Annotated in this window: 15 protein-coding genes and 1 other RNA gene; 6 read left to right on the forward strand and 10 right to left on the reverse strand. The window is 64.0% G+C overall.

What is annotated here, in order from left to right; translation table 11 throughout:
- Positions 1-210: 210 nt before the first annotated feature.
- The 3 genes from OQE56_RS07790 to OQE56_RS07800 are packed head-to-tail and all read left to right on the forward strand — an operon-like array spanning position 211 to position 2,593.
- A complete protein-coding gene (locus OQE56_RS07790; protein WP_267223143.1) occupies positions 211-456 on the forward strand; it encodes a FeoA family protein in 246 nt (81 codons plus the stop codon).
- Positions 453-2,297, forward strand: coding sequence for a ferrous iron transporter B (feoB, locus tag OQE56_RS07795; RefSeq protein WP_267223147.1), 1,845 nt, complete (start codon positions 453-455; stop codon positions 2,295-2,297). The genes OQE56_RS07790 and feoB overlap by 4 nt, the downstream gene beginning before the upstream one ends.
- The gene (locus OQE56_RS07800; protein ID WP_267223149.1) at positions 2,294-2,593 is read left to right on the forward strand and encodes a DUF6587 family protein; all 300 of its coding nucleotides are present in this window, start codon (positions 2,294-2,296) and stop codon (positions 2,591-2,593) included. The genes feoB and OQE56_RS07800 overlap by 4 nt, the downstream gene beginning before the upstream one ends.
- 24 nt (positions 2,594-2,617) lie before the next feature.
- Here the strand turns inward: OQE56_RS07800 and OQE56_RS07805 are convergent, their stop codons facing one another.
- Entirely contained in the window at positions 2,618-3,529 is a 912-nt protein-coding gene (locus OQE56_RS07805) for a tetratricopeptide repeat protein (RefSeq protein ID WP_267223151.1), read from the reverse strand.
- 112 nt (positions 3,530-3,641) lie between these two features.
- On the reverse strand, positions 3,642-4,493 hold the full coding sequence (locus OQE56_RS07810) for an SEL1-like repeat protein (RefSeq protein ID WP_425601606.1): 852 nt from the start codon (positions 4,491-4,493) through the stop codon (positions 3,642-3,644).
- A gap of 308 nt (positions 4,494-4,801) precedes the next feature.
- On the opposite strand from OQE56_RS07810, the gene OQE56_RS07815 reads away from it, so the two are divergent.
- On the forward strand, positions 4,802-4,987 hold the full coding sequence (locus OQE56_RS07815; protein WP_267223154.1) for a hypothetical protein: 186 nt from the start codon (positions 4,802-4,804) through the stop codon (positions 4,985-4,987).
- 91 nt (positions 4,988-5,078) lie between these two features.
- Here the strand turns inward: OQE56_RS07815 and OQE56_RS07820 are convergent, their stop codons facing one another.
- The 3 genes from OQE56_RS07820 to OQE56_RS07830 all read right to left on the reverse strand — a co-directional run bounded on the left by OQE56_RS07820 (position 5,079) and on the right by OQE56_RS07830 (position 8,450).
- Positions 5,079-6,686 carry a carboxyl transferase domain-containing protein gene (locus tag OQE56_RS07820; protein WP_267223157.1) on the reverse strand — a complete coding sequence of 536 codons (1,608 nt, stop codon included), beginning with the start codon at positions 6,684-6,686 and terminating at the stop codon, positions 5,079-5,081.
- 156 nt (positions 6,687-6,842) lie between these two features.
- Entirely contained in the window at positions 6,843-7,118 is a 276-nt protein-coding gene (locus OQE56_RS07825; RefSeq protein WP_323748567.1) for a hypothetical protein, read from the reverse strand.
- 150 nt (positions 7,119-7,268) lie between these two features.
- Positions 7,269-8,450, reverse strand: a complete 1,182-nt coding sequence (locus OQE56_RS07830; protein WP_267223159.1) for a thiolase family protein — start codon at positions 8,448-8,450, stop codon at positions 7,269-7,271.
- A gap of 229 nt (positions 8,451-8,679) precedes the next feature.
- On the opposite strand from OQE56_RS07830, the gene OQE56_RS07835 reads away from it, so the two are divergent.
- Both OQE56_RS07835 and OQE56_RS07840 read left to right on the forward strand, forming a co-directional pair.
- Positions 8,680-11,502, forward strand: coding sequence for a S8 family serine peptidase (locus OQE56_RS07835; protein WP_267223161.1), 2,823 nt, complete (start codon positions 8,680-8,682; stop codon positions 11,500-11,502).
- Between the two features lie 199 nt (positions 11,503-11,701).
- Positions 11,702-14,602, forward strand: a complete 2,901-nt coding sequence (locus OQE56_RS07840; RefSeq protein ID WP_267223162.1) for a S8 family serine peptidase — start codon at positions 11,702-11,704, stop codon at positions 14,600-14,602.
- Positions 14,603-14,739: 137 nt separating this feature from the next.
- Here OQE56_RS07840 and OQE56_RS07845 read toward each other — a convergent pair whose 3' ends face one another.
- The 5 genes from OQE56_RS07845 to fabG all read right to left on the reverse strand — a co-directional run bounded on the left by OQE56_RS07845 (position 14,740) and on the right by fabG (position 19,648).
- The gene (locus OQE56_RS07845) at positions 14,740-15,897 is read right to left on the reverse strand and encodes an isovaleryl-CoA dehydrogenase (protein ID WP_267223163.1); all 1,158 of its coding nucleotides are present in this window, start codon (positions 15,895-15,897) and stop codon (positions 14,740-14,742) included.
- A 95-nt stretch (positions 15,898-15,992) separates the two neighbouring features.
- Positions 15,993-16,068: non-coding RNA, sX9 sRNA (locus OQE56_RS07850), on the reverse strand.
- 61 nt (positions 16,069-16,129) lie between these two features.
- On the reverse strand, positions 16,130-18,280 hold the full coding sequence (gene yccS, locus OQE56_RS07855; RefSeq protein ID WP_267223164.1) for a YccS family putative transporter: 2,151 nt from the start codon (positions 18,278-18,280) through the stop codon (positions 16,130-16,132).
- 124 nt (positions 18,281-18,404) lie between these two features.
- On the reverse strand, positions 18,405-18,848 hold the full coding sequence (locus OQE56_RS07860; RefSeq protein ID WP_267223165.1) for an excinuclease: 444 nt from the start codon (positions 18,846-18,848) through the stop codon (positions 18,405-18,407).
- Positions 18,849-18,919: 71 nt separating this feature from the next.
- Positions 18,920-19,648 (reverse strand): 3-oxoacyl-ACP reductase FabG, encoded by a 729-nt coding sequence (fabG, locus tag OQE56_RS07865; protein WP_267223166.1) that lies wholly within the window; start codon positions 19,646-19,648, stop codon positions 18,920-18,922.
- Positions 19,649-19,656: the final 8 nt, after the last annotated feature.

Raw genomic sequence — 19,656 nt, forward strand, 5'->3', positions numbered from 1 at the left:
CCCGGATGCTGCACCGCCCTCCCGGCAGCCACATCCACGAGGTTTGCTATCGGGGCGCGTTTCGCCACTTCCAACCCGGGCGGGTGCGAGACGGTTCAGGTGGCATGTTCTTGCGGGGCGATGGGCAACGCCGAGCGGCATTGGGCCGCGCTGCAGTTCCCGGGCAACTCCTATACAATGCGAACCATTCTTATTTGGTTTTGGTGACCAGTGCGCCTGTCCGACCTGCCGAAAGGGGCTACTGCCGTGGTGGACCGAGTGGACGATGCTCATGCTTCCGACCCCATCGCGCAGCGACTGCGCGACCTTGGGTTTGTGGCAGGTGAGCCGGTTCGCGTGGTGGCGTTGGGCCCGTTGGGCGCCGATCCCCTGCTGATCCAGATCGGTTCGACCCGCTTCGCGCTTCGGCGCAATGAAGCGGCGCGGGTGATGGTGCGACCGGAGATGACGGCATGAGCACCGGCACCGTGCGCATTGCCCTGGTCGGCAATCCCAATTGCGGCAAGACGGCGCTGTTCAACCAACTCACCGGCGGCCGCCAGAAGGTGGCCAATTACGCCGGCGTCACGGTCGAGCGCAAGGAAGGTCGCTTCAGCGCGCCGTCCGGGCGCGTGCTGCAGGTGCTGGATCTGCCGGGCACCTACAGTTTCGACGCTACCAGCCCCGACGAGCAGATCACCCGCGACGTGCTGGAGGGCAACTACCCGGGCGAAGCGGCACCGGATCTGGTGGTGTGCGTGGCCGATGCCACCAACCTGCGCCTGCATCTGCGTTTCGTGCTGGAAGTGAAGCGCCTGGGCCGCCCCGTGGTGCTGGCCCTGAACATGATGGACGCCGCGCGCCGCCGTGGCATCGTCATTGACGTGGCTGAACTGTCGCGCCGCCTCGGCATGCCGGTGGTGGAAACCGTGGCCGTGAAGCGCGACGGTGTGAAGGCACTGATCGATCGGGTGGACGGCGAGATTCCCGAAGCGCCACCGGCCCTGCCGGACGATCCGGCCAGCCGCGCCGATCTGCACGCGCAGGTGCGCGAACTGCTGGCCGCCACCGTGACCATGCCGCGTGCCACCGCCGAGCTCGACGATGCGCTGGATCGCTGGGCGCTGCACCCGGTCTTCGGGTTGGCGATTCTGGCTGTCGTGATGTTTCTGATCTTCCAGGCGGTGTACGCCGCCGGTAAGCCGATGAGCGACCTGATCGGCGCGGGCTTCGGCTGGCTGGGTGAACACGCGACGGCGTGGATGCCCGCCGGGCCGCTGCAGAGTCTGCTGGTCGACGGTGTGTTTGGCGGCATTGGCACGGTAATCGGTTTTCTGCCGGTGATTCTGGTGCTGTTCTTCTTCATTCTGGTGCTCGAAGAATCGGGCTACCTGCCACGCGCGGCGTTCCTGCTGGATCGCCTGATGGTGTCGGTGGGTCTCACCGGGCGCTCGTTCATTCCGTTGCTTTCGAGTTTCGCGTGCGCCATTCCCGGCATCATGGGTACGCGCAGCATTACCGATCCGCGTGACCGCCTGGCCACCATCCTGGTGGCGCCGCTGATGACGTGTTCGGCGCGCCTGCCGGTGTATGCGCTGCTGATCGGCGCATTCATTCCCACGCGCCGGGTGCTTGGCATCTTCAACATGCAGGGGCTGGTGCTGTTTGCGCTGTACGCCGCTGGTGTCATCGGCGCGATGGCGGTGGGCTGGGTGATCAAAAAGATGCGCCGCGACCGCAGTGAACATGCGTTGCTGATGGAGCTGCCGTCCTATCGCCTGCCCAAGGTGCGCGACGTGGCGATCGGCTTGTGGGAGCGCGGCATGATCTTCCTCAAGCGCCTCACCGGTGTGATTCTCGGGTTGACCGTGCTGATGTGGTTTCTCTCCACCTTCCCGGCGGCGCCGGCAGGGGCCACCGGGCCGGCCATCGATTACAGCTTCGCTGGTTATATCGGCCGTGGTCTGCAGGTGATCTTCGCGCCGCTGGGCTTCAACTGGCAGATGAGCGTGTCGCTGATCCCCGCCTTTGCTGCTCGCGAAACGGCAGTGGCGGCGCTGGCGACGGTGTATGCCGTGGGTGGCGACGGCGCTGACGGCGCAGGTCTGGCCCAGGCGCTGGCGGCCAACTTCTCGCTGGCCAGTGCGTTGTCGCTGCTGGTGTGGTTTGCGTTTGCGCCGCAGTGCATGTCGACGCTGGCGGTAATTCGCCGCGAAACCAATTCCTGGCGCAACGTGGGCATCTCGTTCGGCTACATGTTTGTGGTGGCGTATGTGGCCTCGTTCCTCACGTATCAGATCGCGAGCTGGCTGACATGAGTGATGGTTTGCTGCTGCAGTACGTGATCATCGGCGTGATCGTGCTGATCAGTGCGTTGATCACTTTCCGGAAGCTCGCTCCGCAGCTCACCAATCGATGGCTAGCCGCCGCCGCGCTGCATTTCGATCAGCCCGGTCACCCGGCCTGGCAGCGTGCGCTGGGCCGCCGCCTGCAACCCAGGCAGGCCACCGGCAATTGTAGTGACGGTTGCAGCACCTGCGGCGCCTGCGGGCCCAAGCCGCCCGCCGCGGCGCACGACGTGCATCCGCTGGAATTCCGCCCCCGCGCAAAGTGACGCCGAACGCGCCGGCACCATGCCCTACGGGTGATCGGGCGGATTTGTATCCATCGGCGGATGGAACTTGCGGAGGGCCGGATCATCCGGATTGACCGGCGTAAGGATGCCCACCGTCACCGTGCCGGACAGCAGATAGCTCTCGAACTTGGGGTCGTAAGGGTCGCTGCTTGAGCGCAACTGCTGATAGGCGAGCACACCGTCCGTTTGATGGACGCCGGTAACTTCGCCGGGTGTGGTGGCGATGATGCCGCCGTTGCCGACATCGTAACTTGGCGGTGCCTGATGATCATTCAGGCCCACCGTGCCGCCAATCACCAGATGGGGCGCCGCCGAGCCCACACGAGATCCGGTCGCGGAATAAAGCACTTCGCGCCAGCGGGCCTTGGCTCGGGGCATGGCGGCCGCATCGCTGTAAGTGGGCAGCAACTCACGCCAGATAACGTTGGCGTCTTCGAACTGTTGTGGCGTCAGGTGCGCGTATAGCAGCTGCTTGGCGTACACGTACTGCGGCTCGTTGCGCTCGGCGGCGAGTGCGAACCACGCCATGGCGCGCGGCAGATCTACCGGGGAACCCCGCCCATTGAGATAGAGCACGCCCAGGTTGTACTGGGCCGGCTTGTACGCCCACGACGCCGAGACTTTGTACATGGCGATAGCGTGTGCGTAGTCGTGATTCTGGTTGGCGAGGGCGCCCAGATAGAAGAAATACTCTCCCGGGCGGCCGTCGTCCGCAGGCGTATTGAATGGATCCGTGCGGCTGCTGGGCACGTCCGACGTAGCGTGAAAGCTCACCACTTGCGGAGGCGGAGCCTGGGTGTCCACCGGGATCGTGGGCAGTGCCGATGAGGTGTCCGCACAAGCCGCGGCGACTGGGAACCCCAGCAAGGCGACGATGCAGAGTGCGCGCAACGCCGAGAGACTTTGCAAGCTCATAGCGATACCTCCGGTCTTCTACACGGGGAACGCAGCACGTTGACGCTACTCCCAACGCTGGCAGGGAGCAATCGCGACTGGACGTCCGAACGTAACCGATGGAAACGGGCGGTTACGGATGGCCCTGGTCGGCTGCGTCGGGTGGGTTCCCACTGTCATTCTTGGTGGCTTCCCCGGTTTTCTTGTCGACGGGGGTAAGTGCACCTACCGCTACCTGGCCAGACACGGTGGTGAATTTGGGGTCGTAAGGATTATCCGTGGCCCGGAGTTGTTGATAGGCAATGGCGCCATCAGCCTGGTGAACACCCGCCAGCTCAGCGGGATTTTTCGTTTCATGAAACCCGCTGTGGGAATCGTAGCTCGGCGAATTCATGTGATTAGGCGAACCCGCTGCGCCGCCCACTTCCACGTGGGCCGCAGACGATCCCACGCGCGAGCCGGTGGCGTTCTCCTTGGCTTCGAGCCAGCGTGCCTTGGCGCGAGGCATCGCGTTTTCGTCACCGTAAGTGGGCAGCAGTCCGCGCCAGATCTCATTTGCCTTCGCAAACTGTTCGGGTGAGAGATGGGCGTAAACAAGCTTTTTTGCGCGAACGTACTGTGCGTCGTTGCGCTCGGCTGCGAGCGCCATCCAGGCCATGGCGGTGGGCAGATCGACGGCGGTGCCCTGGCCACTCAAATACATCACGCCCAGGTTGTACTCGGCAGGCTTGTATGCCCAGGAGGCCGCCACCTTGTACATGGCTATCGCGTGCGCGTAGTCGCCTTTCTTGACCGCCTGGACGCCCAGTGCGAAGTAGTATTCGCCGGGCCTGCCATCATCGGTGGGCGTGTTGAAGGCGCGCGAATTGTCTTCGGACTTGTTGTCCTCATGGACCACCGGAGCCGCGCTGACGGGCTGGTTGTCGATGGGAATGGTCGGGAGTGCGTTCTGACCTATCGCCATTGGGCTGGAGGTCAAGGCCATGCCAGCAGCGAGGCAACATAGGGAAAATGCGACAGACTTCTGCACGGCCATAGGAGTCCTTCCTTCGTCGACGTGAGAAAGCGCTTTCAAAAACGGTACCGCTCAGGGAGCCATTGCGCAAATGCAGAGATCTCCCCTCAACGGGCGGTGCAGTCCCTGGGGGAAGGCGCAGGTTTTCGCGGGGATGGTTTGGGAGCGCAAGCTTTGGCGATGCGTCCGCCGCGGACAGGAAGGCGTCCTCCCGTGGTTGATCTTTCGGGGGATCGCCTGCACATAGCTACAATCCCAGGACCTACCAGGAGTCCCTCATGCAGCAGCAGCCTTCTCCGGACAACTTCGTGCCAGACGGTGACGCCGCAGAGATCACAGTGCCACCCACGGCCATGCGCCATCCGGCCGGTCATGGCCTGACGGACAACCTGGATGTTGCGGGCCACGACGAAGTGGAGCATGACGCGGCGCTGCGCGATTCCGCGTTGCGCGTGCCACGCTAAGAGACACCGCATCGCCGGTGAGATACCGGTGATGACACATCTTTGGTGAATCATCGTAGGCCGCTCGCCCGTGGGGAGCGGCCTTTCGCAGTTACATGCGGAATACGCCGTAACGCTGCGGCTCGATCGGCGCGTTGAGCGATGCGGAAATCGCCAGGCCCAGCACCCGACGCGTATCGGCCGGATCGATGATGCCGTCGTCCCACAGGCGGGCGCTGGCGTAATAGGGGTGACCCTGGCGCTCGTACTGTTCGCGGATGGGAGCCTTGAAGGCTTCCTCGTCTTCCGCACTCCAGCTCTTGCCACTGGCTTCGATGCCGTCACGGCGCACCGTCGCGAGCACGGACGAGGCCTGTTCGCCGCCCATCACGCTGATGCGCGAGTTCGGCCACATCCACAGGAAGCGTGCGCCGTAAGCCCGTCCGCACATCGCATAGTTGCCGGCGCCGAAGCTGCCGCCAATCACCACCGTAAACTTCGGTACGTGCGAGCACGCTACCGCGGTCACCATCTTCGCGCCGTCTTTCGCGATGCCGGCGTTCTCGTATTTCTTGCCGACCATGAAGCCGGTGATGTTTTGTAGGAACACCAGCGGCACATTGCGCTGATTGCACAGCTCGATGAAGTGCGCACCCTTGAGTGCCGATTCGGAAAACAGGATGCCGTTGTTGGCGATGATGCCTACCGGGTAGCCGTGGATATGCGCGAATCCGCACACGAGGGTCTTGCCATAGCGCGCCTTGAACTCGTGAAACTCCGAGCCATCGACGATGCGGGCGATCACCTCGCGGATGTCGAACGGGCGGCGCGTATCCTGCGGAATCACGCCATACAGTTCTTCCGCGGGGTAGAGCGGCTCGGCCGGCGCGCGCAATGCCAGTGGCATCGGCTTCTTGCGATTGAGGCTGGCGACGATATCGCGGGCAATCGACAGCGCATGGGCGTCGTTCTCCGCGAAGTGGTCGGCCACGCCGGACACGGACGTATGGACGTCCGCGCCACCCAGTGCTTCGGCATCGACTACTTCGCCGGTGGCCGCCTTCACCAGCGGCGGGCCGCCGAGAAAGATGGTGCCCTGTTCGCGCACGATGATCGTTTCATCGCTCATGGCCGGCACATAGGCACCGCCAGCGGTGCACGAGCCCATCACCACGGCAATCTGCGGAATCCCCAGGCCAGACATGCGGGCCTGGTTGTAGAAGATTCGGCCGAAATGTTCCTTGTCCGGGAACACCTCATCCTGCAGCGGCAGAAAGGCGCCACCGGAATCGACCAGATAGATGCAGGGCAGGCGGTTCTCCAGCGCCACCTCCTGCGCCCGGAGATGCTTCTTCACGGTCATCGGGAAATAGGTGCCGCCCTTCACCGTGGCGTCGTTGGCCACCACCACCACTTCGATGCCATTGACGCGGCCGATACCGGTAATGATGCCGGCCGCTGGCGCGGCGTCGTCGTACATGCCATGGGCAGCGAGCGGGGAGAGCTCGAGGAACGGTGAGCCGGGATCGAGCAGGGCGCGGATGCGCTCACGCGGCAGTAGCTTGCCGCGCGCGGTGTGCTTCTCGCGGGCCTTTTCGCCACCACCTTCGGCACTGCGGGCCAGCTCGTGGTGCAGGTCGTCCACCAGCCCTTTCAGCTGCGCGCTGCTGGCCTGGAATTCCGGAGAGCGGGGATCGATCTGCGAGGCGATGACACTCATGAGCTAACACTGCCGTTCGAAGGAAGCCAAGGATGATACCGGTGGTGGCGCATCGGCTAAATCGGCAACGCAACATCCCCGGTGCTTTTCCATTTTTTCGGGCACAAAAAAACCGGCCGCCAGAGGCGGCCGGTTTCTTGAAGTACACGATGGTACTTAGTGACCAGCAGCGGTCGAAGCAGCAGCCGGAGCTGCGGCCGTCGAAGCCGGGGTCGGCGCCGGCTGTTCAGCCGGAGCAGCAGCGGTCGAAGCCGGGGCAGCAGCCGGGGCCTGCTCAGCCGGAGCAGCAGCAGCCTTCTGAGCCTGCTCAGCAGCAGACTGCTGCTGGTCAGCCGACTTCTGGGCGTCCTGCGCGGAATCCTGCGCGCCGTTGCTGCAAGCCGCCAGCAGCGCGACGAGCGCAGAGGCGAGAAGGGTACGCGTGAACTTCATGTTGAATCTCCTTTGCCGTGGAATGCCGTTTGGCGGGCGTATTAATAACGCTTTCGTGGAAATTGCGCCACATCTTTATGTAAAGCAGTGAAAACGGTTAACCCCGCTTTCATCGGCACCTGGGGGCCAGGTGCCGTGAATTGCCGTGAATCAGAGCAATTCCACCGCAATTGCCGTGGCCTCGCCGCCGCCGATGCAGAGGGACGCCACACCACGCTTAACGCCGCGGGTCTTCAGGGCGTTGACGAGGGTGACCACCAGACGGGCACCGCTGGCGCCGATCGGGTGGCCCAGTGCACAGGCGCCGCCGTTGACATTGATCTTGTCGCGGGGAATGTCCAGCTCCCGCATGGCGGCCATGGCGACCACGGCAAAGGCCTCATTGACCTCGAACAGATCGACGTCGCTGACCTTCCAGCCAGCCTTCTCCAGCACCTTGTGCAGGGCGCCCACCGGCGCTGTGGTGAACCACTCCGGCTCCTGCGAGTGGGTGGCGTGGGCGACGATACGGGCCAGCGGCTTGAGACCACGAGCCTTGGCGTCGTCGGCCGACATCAGCACCACGGCGGCCGCGCCGTCGGAGATGCTGGACGAGCTGGCTGCCGTGATGGTGCCATTCTCTTTGCGGAACGCCGGCTTGAGCGTCGGGATCTTGCTGATGTCCGAGCGGCCCGGCTGTTCGTCGGTATCGACCTTCACTTCGCCCTTGCGGCTGGTTACGGTGACCGGAACGATTTCGTCAGCGAAGGCGCCCGATGCCTGGGCGGCCTTGGCGCGCTCGACCGATTCGGTGGAGAAGGTGTCCTGCTCCTCGCGGGTGAAGTGGTACTTGTCGGCGCACAGTTCGCCGAACACACCCATGGCCTTGCCGTCGTACGGGTTGGTCAGGCCGTCCCATGCCATATGGTCGACCAGGGTGCCGTCGCCGTAGCGGATACCGGTGCGCGCGTTGACCATGTGCGGCGCATTGGTCATCGACTCCATGCCGCCCGCCACCACGATGGCGGCAGAACCGGCCTTGATCAGGTCATGGCCCAGCATGATGGACTTCATGCCCGAACCGCATACCTTGTTGACGGTGGTGCAGCCCGTGCTGGCCGGCAGGCCGGCGCCCAGCGACGCCTGACGCGCCGGTGCCTGACCCAGGTTGGCAGGCAGGACGCAACCCATGATGACTTCGCTGACGTCGGCAGCGCCAACGCCGGACTGCTCCAGCGCGGCACGGATGGCCGTGGCGCCCAGCGTGGGCGTAGGTACGCCAGTGAACTGGCCGAGGAAAGAGCCAATGGCAGTGCGCTTGGCACCCACGATGACAACGCTGACGTCCGACATGGAGATCTCCGCAAGTACTTGATAGGGCAAGGATGCCCGGTAGATAACCTAGGGATTATCGCAGTCTGGCCCAGATGGGGGCAAACCAGACCCCTTTGCAATGGCACTGCGATATTTGCGGCATTTAGTTGCGTTTTCGTTGTGCCACTATGTCGGTTGTCGCGCGTTGCTGGGGGCAGGGGGCGCGCACAGGACGTCGACCAGAACACGTGGTAACGGGGTGGGTGCCATGAGTACGGGTATGCAGGGTTTGCGGTACCGCCGTGCGGCGGTGCTGGTTTGGATGGCGTTGGGCCTGGCGGCATGTGGCGGAGGAGGCGGTGGCGGCAACACCCGGCCCACCCCGGCGCCGCCGGTGACTCCGCCGTCAACGCCACCTTCGTCGTCCAGCGTTGCGCAGCCGCCGATTGATGCCCAGCTCAGCCTCACTAACACCTATGCCGCGCATGCGGCGGGCTTCAATGGCGCTGGCGTGACCATCGGCGTGGTGGATAGCGGGGTGATGGCCTCGCATCCTGCGCTGGCCGGACGTGTCATCAAGAATCTCACCTACGTCAATCCGTCGACTAACAACCTCGGTGTCGATGACGTTGTCGGTCATGGAACATACGTCGCGGAAATCGCCGCGGGCACGCCGTTCGGGCAGTTCGCCGGTGGCATCGCGCCGGGAGCGGACATCGTTTCCGCCCGCATCATTGATGACAACGCGCCTGACGATAACGGATCCACGGCGCCGGCGCCGGTGACGGCCTCCGACGCCATTCCGCTGGGCCAGGTCAATGCCGACCTGATCAGCAATGGCGTGAAAGTAATGAACAATTCGTGGGGTGGCATCAGCTGGAGCGCCAGCGACACCGCCACCACGCAGGGTTTTCATGACGCGTACAACACCTTCATCAACTCCTGGGGCGGGCTGGTGGTATTCGCGGCCGGCAACGACTCGCAGGCCAATCCAAGCACCATCGCCGCACTGCCCAGCCTGGCGCCCGACCTGCAGAAGGGCTGGCTCACCGTGGTGGCCGTCAACAGCAATAACCCGACTCAGCTGGAGGGTTACTCCAACAAGTGCGGCATCGCGATGAACTTCTGCCTGGCAGCGCCGGGCGACGTGATCGTGAGCGGCAAGAACGACACCAGCGCCAGCAATGAGACGTACTGGATCGTTGAAGGCACCTCGCTCGCGGCTCCCCAGGTGTCGGGCGCGGCGGCGCTGGTGTGGCAGGCCTACCCTTACTTCACCAATGACCTGGTGCGGCAGACACTGCTGGGCACGGCCGATCCGTTAGGCGGTTCGCAACCCAATACCACGTTTGGGTATGGCGAGCTTGATGTGGGCAAGGCAGTCAACGGCCCCGAACAGTTCAACTGGGGCGACGTCACCGTGAGTTTCAGCGGCGTCTCCAACTGGAATAACCCGATCTCCGGTGCGGGCGGTCTGATCAAGCAGGGCAGCGGTACGCTCAACCTCACGCAGCCTTCCAGCTATACCGGGCTGACTCAGGTGCAGGGCGGCATGTTGGTCGCGAAATCACTGGCGTCCAGCGTCAGCATCGGTGCGCAAGGTGTACTCAGTGGCACGCCGACAATCGGCGGCTCGGTGGCCAATGCCGGCGTCATCGCCGTAAGCGGCACCGATACCACCGTGGGTGGCAATTACAGCCAGGTGGGCGCCGGCCGCCTGGCCGTGTCGCTGGGTTCGGCGTTGCGGGTGACGGGTTCGGCAAGCATCACCGGGGGCGATCTCTATGTCACCGGCATCAACAGCGGCTATCAGGCGAATACGCACACCGATGTGCTCACCGCCAACGCCGGTCTCAGCGGAACGTTCTCCGGACTCAACAAGGCCACCGGCGTACTGCTTACCGCTACGCTCAACTACAGCGCCTTCGATGCCTGGTTGAACGTGAGCCAGGTGCAAGCCACATCGGTGACTGGCGTGACCTACACGCCGGCATCGTTTGGCGCCGCACAGCGTGTGGATGCGGCTTTTGGCCAGATCAATACGCAGGTCGCTCAGGGGGGCACGACTGCCGGCGGTACGCCCGCGTCCTTCCTCAGCGGCGCTGCCAATCTTCAACAGACCGCCACGACCGCCGCCTTGCAACAGTCGCTGACCAGTCTCTCCGGCCAGTTGCATGCGGCCAGCGCGGCCATGACGTTTGATGCCATGGATGCCGGTACGCGCGCTCTCTCTCATCGCTTCGATCAACTCACCGATGTGGGCAGTGTGGGCGGCTGGACGCAGTCGTTGGGCGACTACGGCAGCATGAGTCGTAGCGGCTATAACAACGTGGGCTACGACCTGAGCGGCTGGATGGTGGGTCAGGACCGGCGCCTGGGTAGCAACGGTGTGGTCGGTTTCGGGGTGAGCCAGAGTCAGGATCTGGGACGTCTGGACGAGTTCGCCGATCAGGGCCGGAGCCGAGCGGTCGAAGGCATGCTTTACGGCGGCCTGGTGCAGAACCAGTGGTATCTGATGGGGCGCCTGGGCGTAGGCACCTATCGCGAAGATATGCGCCGCCATATCGAACTGGGGAGCGCCGTGGAGGCGGTGGCCAGCGACACCAATGGTCACTACGACGTGGCTTATGGCGAAAGCGGTTATCGCCTGTCGCTGGGCAGCGTGCAGGTCACGCCTTACGTCAATCTGCAGTACGCCACGATCCGTACCGATGGTTTCAACGAGCTTGGTGGCGACGGCTTCGGCCTCAAGGCCGGCGCACAGACCATCGAGCGCTGGCAGGGCGGTGCGGGTTTGCGTGCAGGGCGTGACTGGTCGCTGGCGGGCGGCGGCAGTCTGAGTTTGCAAGGCCACCTGTTGTGGCAGCGCGCCTTCAGCATGCACGGTGACGTACTCGACGCGAGCTTCGCCGTACTCAACCAATGGGCACCGGTCGGTGGTATCGGCCTGTCGCGTTACGGCGGCGATGCCGGCTTCAGCCTTGACTGGGCCATTACCGCACGCTCCAGCTTGTCGCTCGGGATGGACCAGTACGTCGCCCAGCACGACCACGGCAAGATGGACACGCTCAACTACCGCCTGTCGTTCTGACAGGCGGCCGCCTTACCCTCTTTTCCCCTGCACGGGACCCGGCTGGGCTAGTGCCCACCTGTCGGGTTCGTGACGTACCGTAAGAATTTGCGCGAAAGCTTGTGCGAATATGGCGCAAGGAGGGTGCTGGCGGAGTCCAGTAGTAAGGAACCGCTGCGCCGGGATGGCACAGGTCGCTCAGAAGAGCACAGGGGAAGCTATGGATAGTGGTGCGCGCGGACTGCAGTTCCGCCAGTTGTCTGTCGTAGTGTGGATGGCACTTGGCCTGACCGCTTGTGGAGGCGGCGGCAACGGCAACGTCAAACCGGCGCCGCCCTATACCCCGCCTGGCCCGGGGTACCAGCCACCGACCCCGGGGTCAGGTGGCACCAAGCCACCCACCACACCGCCCACCACCCCTCCGACGACATCAAACCAGCCGCCGCTGGATGCGCAGTTGTCGCTGACGCAGACCTATGCGGCGCACAAGGCAGGTTTCACCGGTGCCGGCGTAACCATTGGCGTGGTCGACAGTGGCGTGATGCGCAATCACCCCGCGCTGGCCGGCCGGGTGGTCCAGAACCTGGTCTACATCAATCCCGGCACCAACAACCTGGCGGTTGACGACGTCATCGGTCATGGCACATGGGTGTCGGAAATCGCGGCGGGCAAAGCGTTCGACCAGTTCCCCGGTGGTATCGCACCGGGCGCAAACATTGTGTCGGCACGCATCATTTCCGACAGCGCACCGAGCGACAACGGCACACGGCCGCCGACCAAAGTCAGTGCGAGTGACGCAGCGCCGTTCGGGCAGATCAATGGCGACCTCATCACCACCGGCGTCAGGGTGATGAACAACTCCTGGGGCGGCATCACCTGGGACAGCACGGATACCGCGACCACCAAGGGTTTCCACGACGCCTACAGCCCCTTCGTCAATTCGGCGGGCGGATTGGTGGTGTTTGCCGCGGGTAACGCATCGCAACCCAATCCCAGCACGATTGCCAGTTTGCCGAGCCAGCCAGGCGCGAGTGATCTGGAGAAAGGCTGGCTGGTCGCGGTGGCAGTGGACAGCAACCACCCTACGCAACTGGCCAGCTATTCCAATCAGTGTGGCGTGGCCATGCATTACTGCCTTGCCGCGCCGGGCGACGTGGTGGTGAGTGGCAAGGACGATACCGGCAAGGCCACCTTGTGGGTCGTCGGTGGCACCTCGTTCGCGGCGCCGGCGGTATCCGGTGCGGCGGCGCTGGTTTGGCAAGCCTTCCCCTATTTCACCAACGATCAGGTGCGCCAGACGCTGCTGGGCACGGCGGACGATCTCGGTGCGCCGGGCGTGGATCCGGTGTTCGGCTACGGCATGCTCGATGTGGCCAAGGCCGTGAAGGGGCCGGGCCGCTTCGACTGGGGCGACTTCAAGGTCACTCTCAACGCCAACTCCACCTGGGGCAACGCCATCAGCGGTGCGGGCGGCCTCTCGAAGGATGGCAGTGGCACGCTGACGCTGACCCAGGCCCCGACTTACCAGGGCGATACTCACATTTTGAACGGTGCGCTGGTGGCGCCCTCGTTGGCTGGCAGTCTCTACATCGATGGCGCTAATGCCGTGATGGCTGGCGCTCACAGCTTCGGCAAAGACGTGCAGAACCTGGGCGCGCTGGTGGTGGCCGGTGGCGACGTCCATGTCAGCGGCAGTTACTTCCAGGGCATCGGCGGTGGTGGCGCGCAAACCGGGCGGCTGGCGGTCGAGCTGGGCTCGGCGCTCAACATCGATGGCCAGGCCGTGCTGGAAAGTGGCGACCTCTATGTCATCGGCGCCGCCAAGAGTTACGTAGCGAACTCGCATACCAACGTGCTGACGGCGAAGGGCGGCCTCACCGGCACCTTCACCGGGAGTGGGCCGGACCTGGCGCCAGGCGTACTGCTGACCGCCACACTCAATTACGACAGTACCAGTGCGTGGCTCAATGTCACTCAGGTGCAGGCTACCGCTGTCACCGGCATGAGTTACACGGCCGCTTCGTTTGGCGCGGCAAAGCGCGTGGACAATGCCTTTAGCCAGATCAATGCGCAGGTCGGCTCTGGTGGCACGGTTAACAACGGTCCGATTACCACGGACTTCATCAACGGCGCTGCCAACCTGCAGCAGACCGCGAGCACCGCGGCACTTCAGCACTCGCTGGAGAGTTTGTCCGGTCAGCTGCACGCTGCGAGTGCGGCGATGACGTTTGAAGCCATCGACGCCGGCACGCGTGCCTTGTCCGACCATTTCGACACGCTGGTCGACACCCGCGGCACGGGCGGCTGGGCGCAAACGCTGGGCTATCACGGCAGCATGAGCCGCAGCGGCTACGGTGAGGTGGGTTACGACCTCAGTGGCTGGATGGTCGGTCAGGATCGCCGCTTCGGCAGCAATGGCGTGTTCGGTTTCGCGATAAGCCAGAGTCAGGGGCTGGGACGTCTTGCCGAATACGCCGACCAGGGCCAGAGCCGCGCCGTCGAAGGCATGCTCTATGGCGGTGTCACGCAGGGCGCGTGGTACGGCATGGGCCGGCTGGGTTACGGCACGTATCGCGAAACCATGCGCCGGCATCTTGAGCTGGGCAGCGACATGTCCGCTGTCGCCAGCGATACCAATGGCCGCTATGGCGTGGCCTACGGTGAAACCGGCTATCGCGCATCACTGGGTGACGTGCAGTTCACTCCGTACGCCAACCTGCAGTACGCACGTATCCAACGCGATGGCTTCAACGAACTGGGCGGCGACGGCTTCGGCCTCAAGTCGGCTTCGCAGACGGTGGATCGCTGGCAGGCTGGCCTGGGCTTGCGTGCCGGGCATACCTGGTCGTTGGCGGGTGGTGGCAGCCTCAGTCTGCAGGGGTACCTGCAGTGGCAGGAGGCATTTGCCACGCACGGCGATGTTTTCGAGGCCAGCTTCAGCGCATTGGATCAGTGGGCGCCGGTGGGCGGCGTTGGCCTGTCACGCTATCAAAGCCAGGCGGGGCTCACGCTCGACTGGGCGATGTCGGCGCGTTCCAACCTGCAGTTCGGTATGGATCAGTATTTCGGGCAGCACGGGCAGGGCATGATGGGCATGCTCAACTACAGCCTGCGTTTCTGAGCCACCCCACTTCTCCCTCTCCCCTCCGGGGAGAGGGCCGGGGTGAGGGGCCAATCTTGCCGGATACTTTCTTCGTGCGACGCGTGCGCACTTTCAAGGCCGGGCGTCATCCAAGCAAGAAGATGACGCCCTCAACCTCACGCCTTCCCGTGAAACAGCTCGCGACCGATCAGCATGCGGCGAATTTCATTCGTACCGGCGCCAATCTCGTAGAGCTTGGCATCGCGCAACAGGCGGCCCGCAGGGAATTCGTTGATGTAGCCGTTGCCGCCCAGCGCCTGGATCGCTTCCAGCGTTACCTTCACGGCATTCTGCGATGCATTGAGCAAGCACGCGGCAGGATCGATGCGCGACTTCACGTTGTTGTCGAACTGCTGCGCGACCATATAAGCGTAGCCGCGCGATGACTGCAGCGCGGTGTACATGTCGGCTACCTTGCCCTGCATCAGGCCGAACGTGCCGATCGGCGCGTTGAACTGCTTACGCTCGCGCACGTAGGGCAGGGTGATGTCCACGGCAGCCTGCATCAGGCCGATCGGGCCGCCCGACAGCACCAGACGTTCGGTGTCCAGGCCGCTCATCAGCACGCGCACGCCTTCATTCACCTCGCCGACAATGTTCTCGGCGGGAATCTCGCAATCTTCGAACACCAATTCGCAGGTGTTGGAGCCGCGCATGCCCAGCTTGTCGAGCTTCTGCGCGGTGCTGAAACCCTTCATGCCCTTTTCGACGATGAAGGCGGTCATGCAGCGGCTGCCGGCCGCGCGCGGCGCGGTGCGCATATACACCAGCAAAACGTTGGCATCGGGACCGTTGGTGATCCACATCTTGGAGCCGTTGGCGACCCATACGTCGCCCTTCTTCTCCGCCTTGCAGCTCATCGAGCCGACCACGTCGGAGCCTGCACCGGGCTCGCTCATCGCCAGTGCGCCGACGTACTCACCCGAGCACAGCTTGGGAATGTACTTGCGGCGCTGCGCTTCGTTGCCGTTATGGAAGATGTTCTGCACGCACAGGTTGGAATGCGCGCCATAGGAAAGGCCTACCGAGCCGGAAGCGCGGGAAATCTCCTCCATGGCCACCAGGTGGGCCAGGAAACCCATACCGCTGCCGCCGTACTCCTCGGGGATGGTGATGCCGAGCAGTCCCATGTCGCCGAACTTGCGCCACAGATCGGCCGGAAACTGATTTTCACGGTCGATGTGATCGGCACGCGGGGCGATCTCCTTCTCGGCAAACGCATGCACGCTTTCGCGCAGCAGATCGATGTCTTCACCCAGCGGAAACGGACGCATGCCTTAAAACTCCGGAGAAACGTGAGATCGCTATGTTACCGCGCTGCCCATGACAACCCGTTGCGCGACGCACAACGCAAGCCTGCATTCAGCGCCGCTAAAAAAACGTAGCGAGCGGCCGGCTGGCGGGCGTGGGCGGCGCGCAGGAACCGGAGTGGACTGGTCGGCCATGAGGATTCCGGGCACCGAACGCGCCCGCCAGACGGTCGCGCAGTCGTATTGTCAGCGCCTCTCAGCGTTCGTGCAGCGCATTGGCGAGCGTTGCCAGACGATCCCGCTGGGCAAGCACCTGCGCTAGCTGACCCAGCACCAGGCGTGCGGTGTCATCGCGTTCCTGCACGACAAGCGCCGCATGAAGCGCTTCGTCATCGGCCGCGGGAATGGCGTTGAGTCCGCCTGCCAGAGCATCGGCCAATTGTTCGAGCGCGTGAACCGTCAGCGCACCGGCTTGCGTGACAACGTCGCGCGCAGGCGCCGATACGATGGTCTGCCGGTGCACGCCGAGTGTGGAGAGTTGCCCCAGCAAGGTGTGCGCTGCTGCGAGAAAGCGCAACAGCATCTCGGTGCCGCGCCGGTGCCCACCGGGCTCGCGCAACATGTTAGTCAGGACGGTACTCAGCGTGGCGTTGGCGTTGTGGGCGTCGCGCCGTGCGATGCGATAGCCAAGATCATCGCGGCGGCCGCTGGCGTACTGCGCCACGATATGTGCGAGATAGCGCGCGTCGCTGCGTACCATGTCGGCCAGCACATCGTCGAAACGCCGGCCTTGCCAGTCGGGCAGGATCAGACGCATCGCCAGCGCGGCGATCACCGCGCCTATCAGCGTATCGAGCAGACGCGGCCACATGACGTCGTAACCGCTGCCGACCTGATTGAAACACAGCACGACGAACAGCGTGATCGACGCCGTGGCCGTGGGGTAACGCCGCAGGCGCGTAGCGAAAAACGCAACACCGGAGGCGACGATCAGCGGTACCTGCCAGGGGCCGAAAGGCACCAGCCGCAGCGTCACCCAGCCGAGCAGCAGGCCGATGACCGTGCCGGCAACGCGCTGCACCAGCCGCAGGCGAGTCGCGCCGTAGCTTGGCTGACAGACCAGCAGTGTGGTTAAAAGAATCCAGTAACCATTACGTGGATGCACCAGATGCAGTACGCCGTAGCCCACCAAAAGCGCGATGGCCAGACGCAGCGCGTGACGAAAGCGAAAAGAGCGTGGGGTGAGCTGCATGCGAATGCGCTCCCAGGCCTCCGTCAGCGATTGAGGTGCTGGGTTCTGCAATGCACTTTCATCGCCCGTAAGCGGGAGAGCAACCGGCGACTCTCCGGCGAGTTGTCGATGAATGTCGGAAAGATTGCGCACCAGCGCTTCGAGCGAGCGCAGCAGGTGAGCCGCCGGCGGATGCGTTTGCTCGCGGAGCGCATCAAGCGCACCGTGCAGATCCTCCACGGATGCGCTGTTGTCGTTGACAGGCGCGCGTGTGCGAAAACGCAAAGCGTCGGCGCGCTGGCGGCAGGTGCGAGCTTCGAGGCGCAGCAGATGCTCACAGCGGAACAGCATGTCGCTGTGGAACAGCGCCTCGGCAAGCGCATCGTACGGATAGTGCGAGGAACTGATCCGCTCGTGGATATCCTGCGCCATGAAGTACTGCTGCAGCCGTATCGCCGTGGTGCCACGCGGCCGCCGCGATCCGATGCGATCAAGTAGCACCAGGCGCGTATCGTTGAGCGCTTCCACCACGCGTTCGTTCTGCATGGCCAGCGACAGTTGCAGCGCCTCGCGATCCACGCCATGTACCGGGGTGAACAGCGCGGCTTTGCCGTCGAGGACATCGGCAAGCGCATCGAACAGTCGAGCCAGCGACAGTCGCAGCGCCTGTTGTGGCGCCAGTACGCTCCAGAGCAGGGACAGCGCGCCGTACCACGCAGCACCTGCCAGCAACAGCAAAGGCTGGCGCCATGGTTCGGCGGAGGCGCCGGCCTGATCGGCGCCGATCATCGTGTAGACCGCCAACAGCAAGGCCGCCCCTGCGACGGTGGCATAGCGTTCGCTGGCCGCGCCGAGCATGACCAGTACGAAAGTGGACAGCGGCAGGCCGATGGCGAACAGCAGTGGGTACGGAAACAGCCACTGCACCGCGAAAGACGACACGGCGAAGCACACCAACGTCATCAACAAGGTGGTGAGGCGATTGCGCCAGTGGTCCTCGGTTTCCGCCAGGGCACAAGCAATCACGCCGAGCAGGATGGAAACCAGATCGCCGCTGCGTCCCGTGCCGAAACACCATGCCACAGCGCCCCCCAGCGCAAGCAGCACGCGCAGACATTCGGCGTAACGGTCGGAGCCGCGGAGGCGGCGCCAGCGGTAGCTGAGAGAATCGAACATGCCATCAGCATACGATGCCGCCGCACCTTTTGTAGGAGCGCACTTGTGCGCGACATGGTCCAGGCGGGGCATCCAAGAGAAAACGCCGGCCTTGCGGCCGGCGTTCGGAGTGGAGTCGGTGGGCTTACTGCACCTTGGCCAGTTTCGCCTTCAGCTGCACACCCGACATCAGGAAGCCGACGTGGCATTCATAGTTGCTGGCGTCGCTGTACACGACATCGTTGTAATTGCTGACGATGTCGATCACGGCGTTGGCGCCGGCCGCCTTGGCGTCGTCCTGCAGCGCGATCAGCGCGGACTCGAGCACCCAGTCGCAGGTGACCTGATCCTTCTTGCCGAAGGCATTGGTCTTACGGTTGGTGGTGACGTTGTCGTTGACCACGTTCACCGTGCCCGACGGCGCATTGCCAGCCAGGTAGAACTTGATGTTCGGATCGAGGCGGCCGTCCTTCTGGGCCTGGGCCACGACCTGCGCAAAGGGCAGGTGCACGACTTTGTCGGCCGCCATGCTGAGGGCGGGGGCGGCGAACAGAACCAGGGCGGCGAGGCCGAGTGACGTTGCTTTCATGCGTTGATTCTCCTTGCGATGGTGAGTGTCGAGAGAGGGTTATCGGCACAAGTGGCCCGTACCGAAGCCACTCAGCACAGCCCGCCGTTCACCGCCAGCACCTGGCGGGTGACATAGCCCGCTTCGGGACTCATCAGGTATTGAACGGCGCCTGCGACTTCGTCAGGCGTGCCCATGCGTTGCATGGGGATCATGGCGAGAATCTCATCCAGCGGCAGTTCGGCATCGAGCATGTCGGTATCGATCAGGCCGGGTGCCACGCAGTTGACGGTGATGCGCCGCTTGGCCAGTTCAACGGCCAGCGCCTTGGCGGCGCCGATGACGCCAGCCTTCGATGCGCTGTAATTGACTTGCCCGCGGTTGCCGATCAGGCCAGAGACCGAGGTGATGCACACGATGCGACCCGGCGCGCGGCGCCGAATCATCGGCATGACCAGCGGATGCAGCACGTTGTAAAACCCATCGAGGTTGGTGCGCAGTACCTGGTCCCAGTCGTCTTCGGTCAGTGCGGGAAACGCACCGTCCCGGGTCAGGCCGGCGTTGCACACCACGCCGTAGTAGGCGCCGTGTGCGGCGACATCGGCTTCCAGTGCCGCAGCGCAAGCGGCCCGGTCCGCGATGTCGAATTGCAGGATGCGCGCCTGCCGGCCCAGCGCATGGATGGCCTCCTGCACGGCGAGCGCCTCGTCGCGACGTGAGCGGCAGTGCAGAACGATGTCATGGCCGACCGTGGCCAAGCGCATGGCGATGGCGCGGCCGATACCGCGACTGGAGCCAGTAACCAGGATGGTCTCGGACATGGGACGGT

The sequence above is a fragment of the Dyella silvae genome, from assembly GCF_026421305.1.
Taxonomy (GTDB): domain Bacteria; phylum Pseudomonadota; class Gammaproteobacteria; order Xanthomonadales; family Rhodanobacteraceae; genus Dyella; species Dyella silvae.

What these genes read in the sequence shown, in the direction of transcription:
- feoB (WP_267223147.1), top strand. Translation starts at nt 453, where the DNA reads ATGAGCACCGGCACCGTGCGCATTGCCCTGGTCGGCAATCCCAATTGC.
- OQE56_RS07800 (WP_267223149.1), top strand. Translation starts at nt 2,294, where the DNA reads ATGAGTGATGGTTTGCTGCTGCAGTACGTGATCATCGGCGTGATCGTG.
- OQE56_RS07805 (WP_267223151.1), bottom strand. Translation starts at nt 3,529, where the DNA reads ATGAGCTTGCAAAGTCTCTCGGCGTTGCGCGCACTCTGCATCGTCGCC.
- OQE56_RS07810 (WP_425601606.1), bottom strand. Translation starts at nt 4,493, where the DNA reads ATGGCCTTGACCTCCAGCCCAATGGCGATAGGTCAGAACGCACTCCCG.
- OQE56_RS07815 (WP_267223154.1), top strand. Translation starts at nt 4,802, where the DNA reads ATGCAGCAGCAGCCTTCTCCGGACAACTTCGTGCCAGACGGTGACGCC.
- OQE56_RS07820 (WP_267223157.1), bottom strand. Translation starts at nt 6,686, where the DNA reads ATGAGTGTCATCGCCTCGCAGATCGATCCCCGCTCTCCGGAATTCCAG.
- OQE56_RS07825 (WP_323748567.1), bottom strand. Translation starts at nt 7,118, where the DNA reads ATGAAGTTCACGCGTACCCTTCTCGCCTCTGCGCTCGTCGCGCTGCTG.
- OQE56_RS07830 (WP_267223159.1), bottom strand. Translation starts at nt 8,450, where the DNA reads ATGTCGGACGTCAGCGTTGTCATCGTGGGTGCCAAGCGCACTGCCATT.
- OQE56_RS07835 (WP_267223161.1), top strand. Translation starts at nt 8,680, where the DNA reads ATGAGTACGGGTATGCAGGGTTTGCGGTACCGCCGTGCGGCGGTGCTG.
- OQE56_RS07840 (WP_267223162.1), top strand. Translation starts at nt 11,702, where the DNA reads ATGGATAGTGGTGCGCGCGGACTGCAGTTCCGCCAGTTGTCTGTCGTA.
- OQE56_RS07845 (WP_267223163.1), bottom strand. Translation starts at nt 15,897, where the DNA reads ATGCGTCCGTTTCCGCTGGGTGAAGACATCGATCTGCTGCGCGAAAGC.
- yccS (WP_267223164.1), bottom strand. Translation starts at nt 18,280, where the DNA reads ATGTTCGATTCTCTCAGCTACCGCTGGCGCCGCCTCCGCGGCTCCGAC.
- OQE56_RS07860 (WP_267223165.1), bottom strand. Translation starts at nt 18,848, where the DNA reads ATGAAAGCAACGTCACTCGGCCTCGCCGCCCTGGTTCTGTTCGCCGCC.
- fabG (WP_267223166.1), bottom strand. Translation starts at nt 19,648, where the DNA reads ATGTCCGAGACCATCCTGGTTACTGGCTCCAGTCGCGGTATCGGCCGC.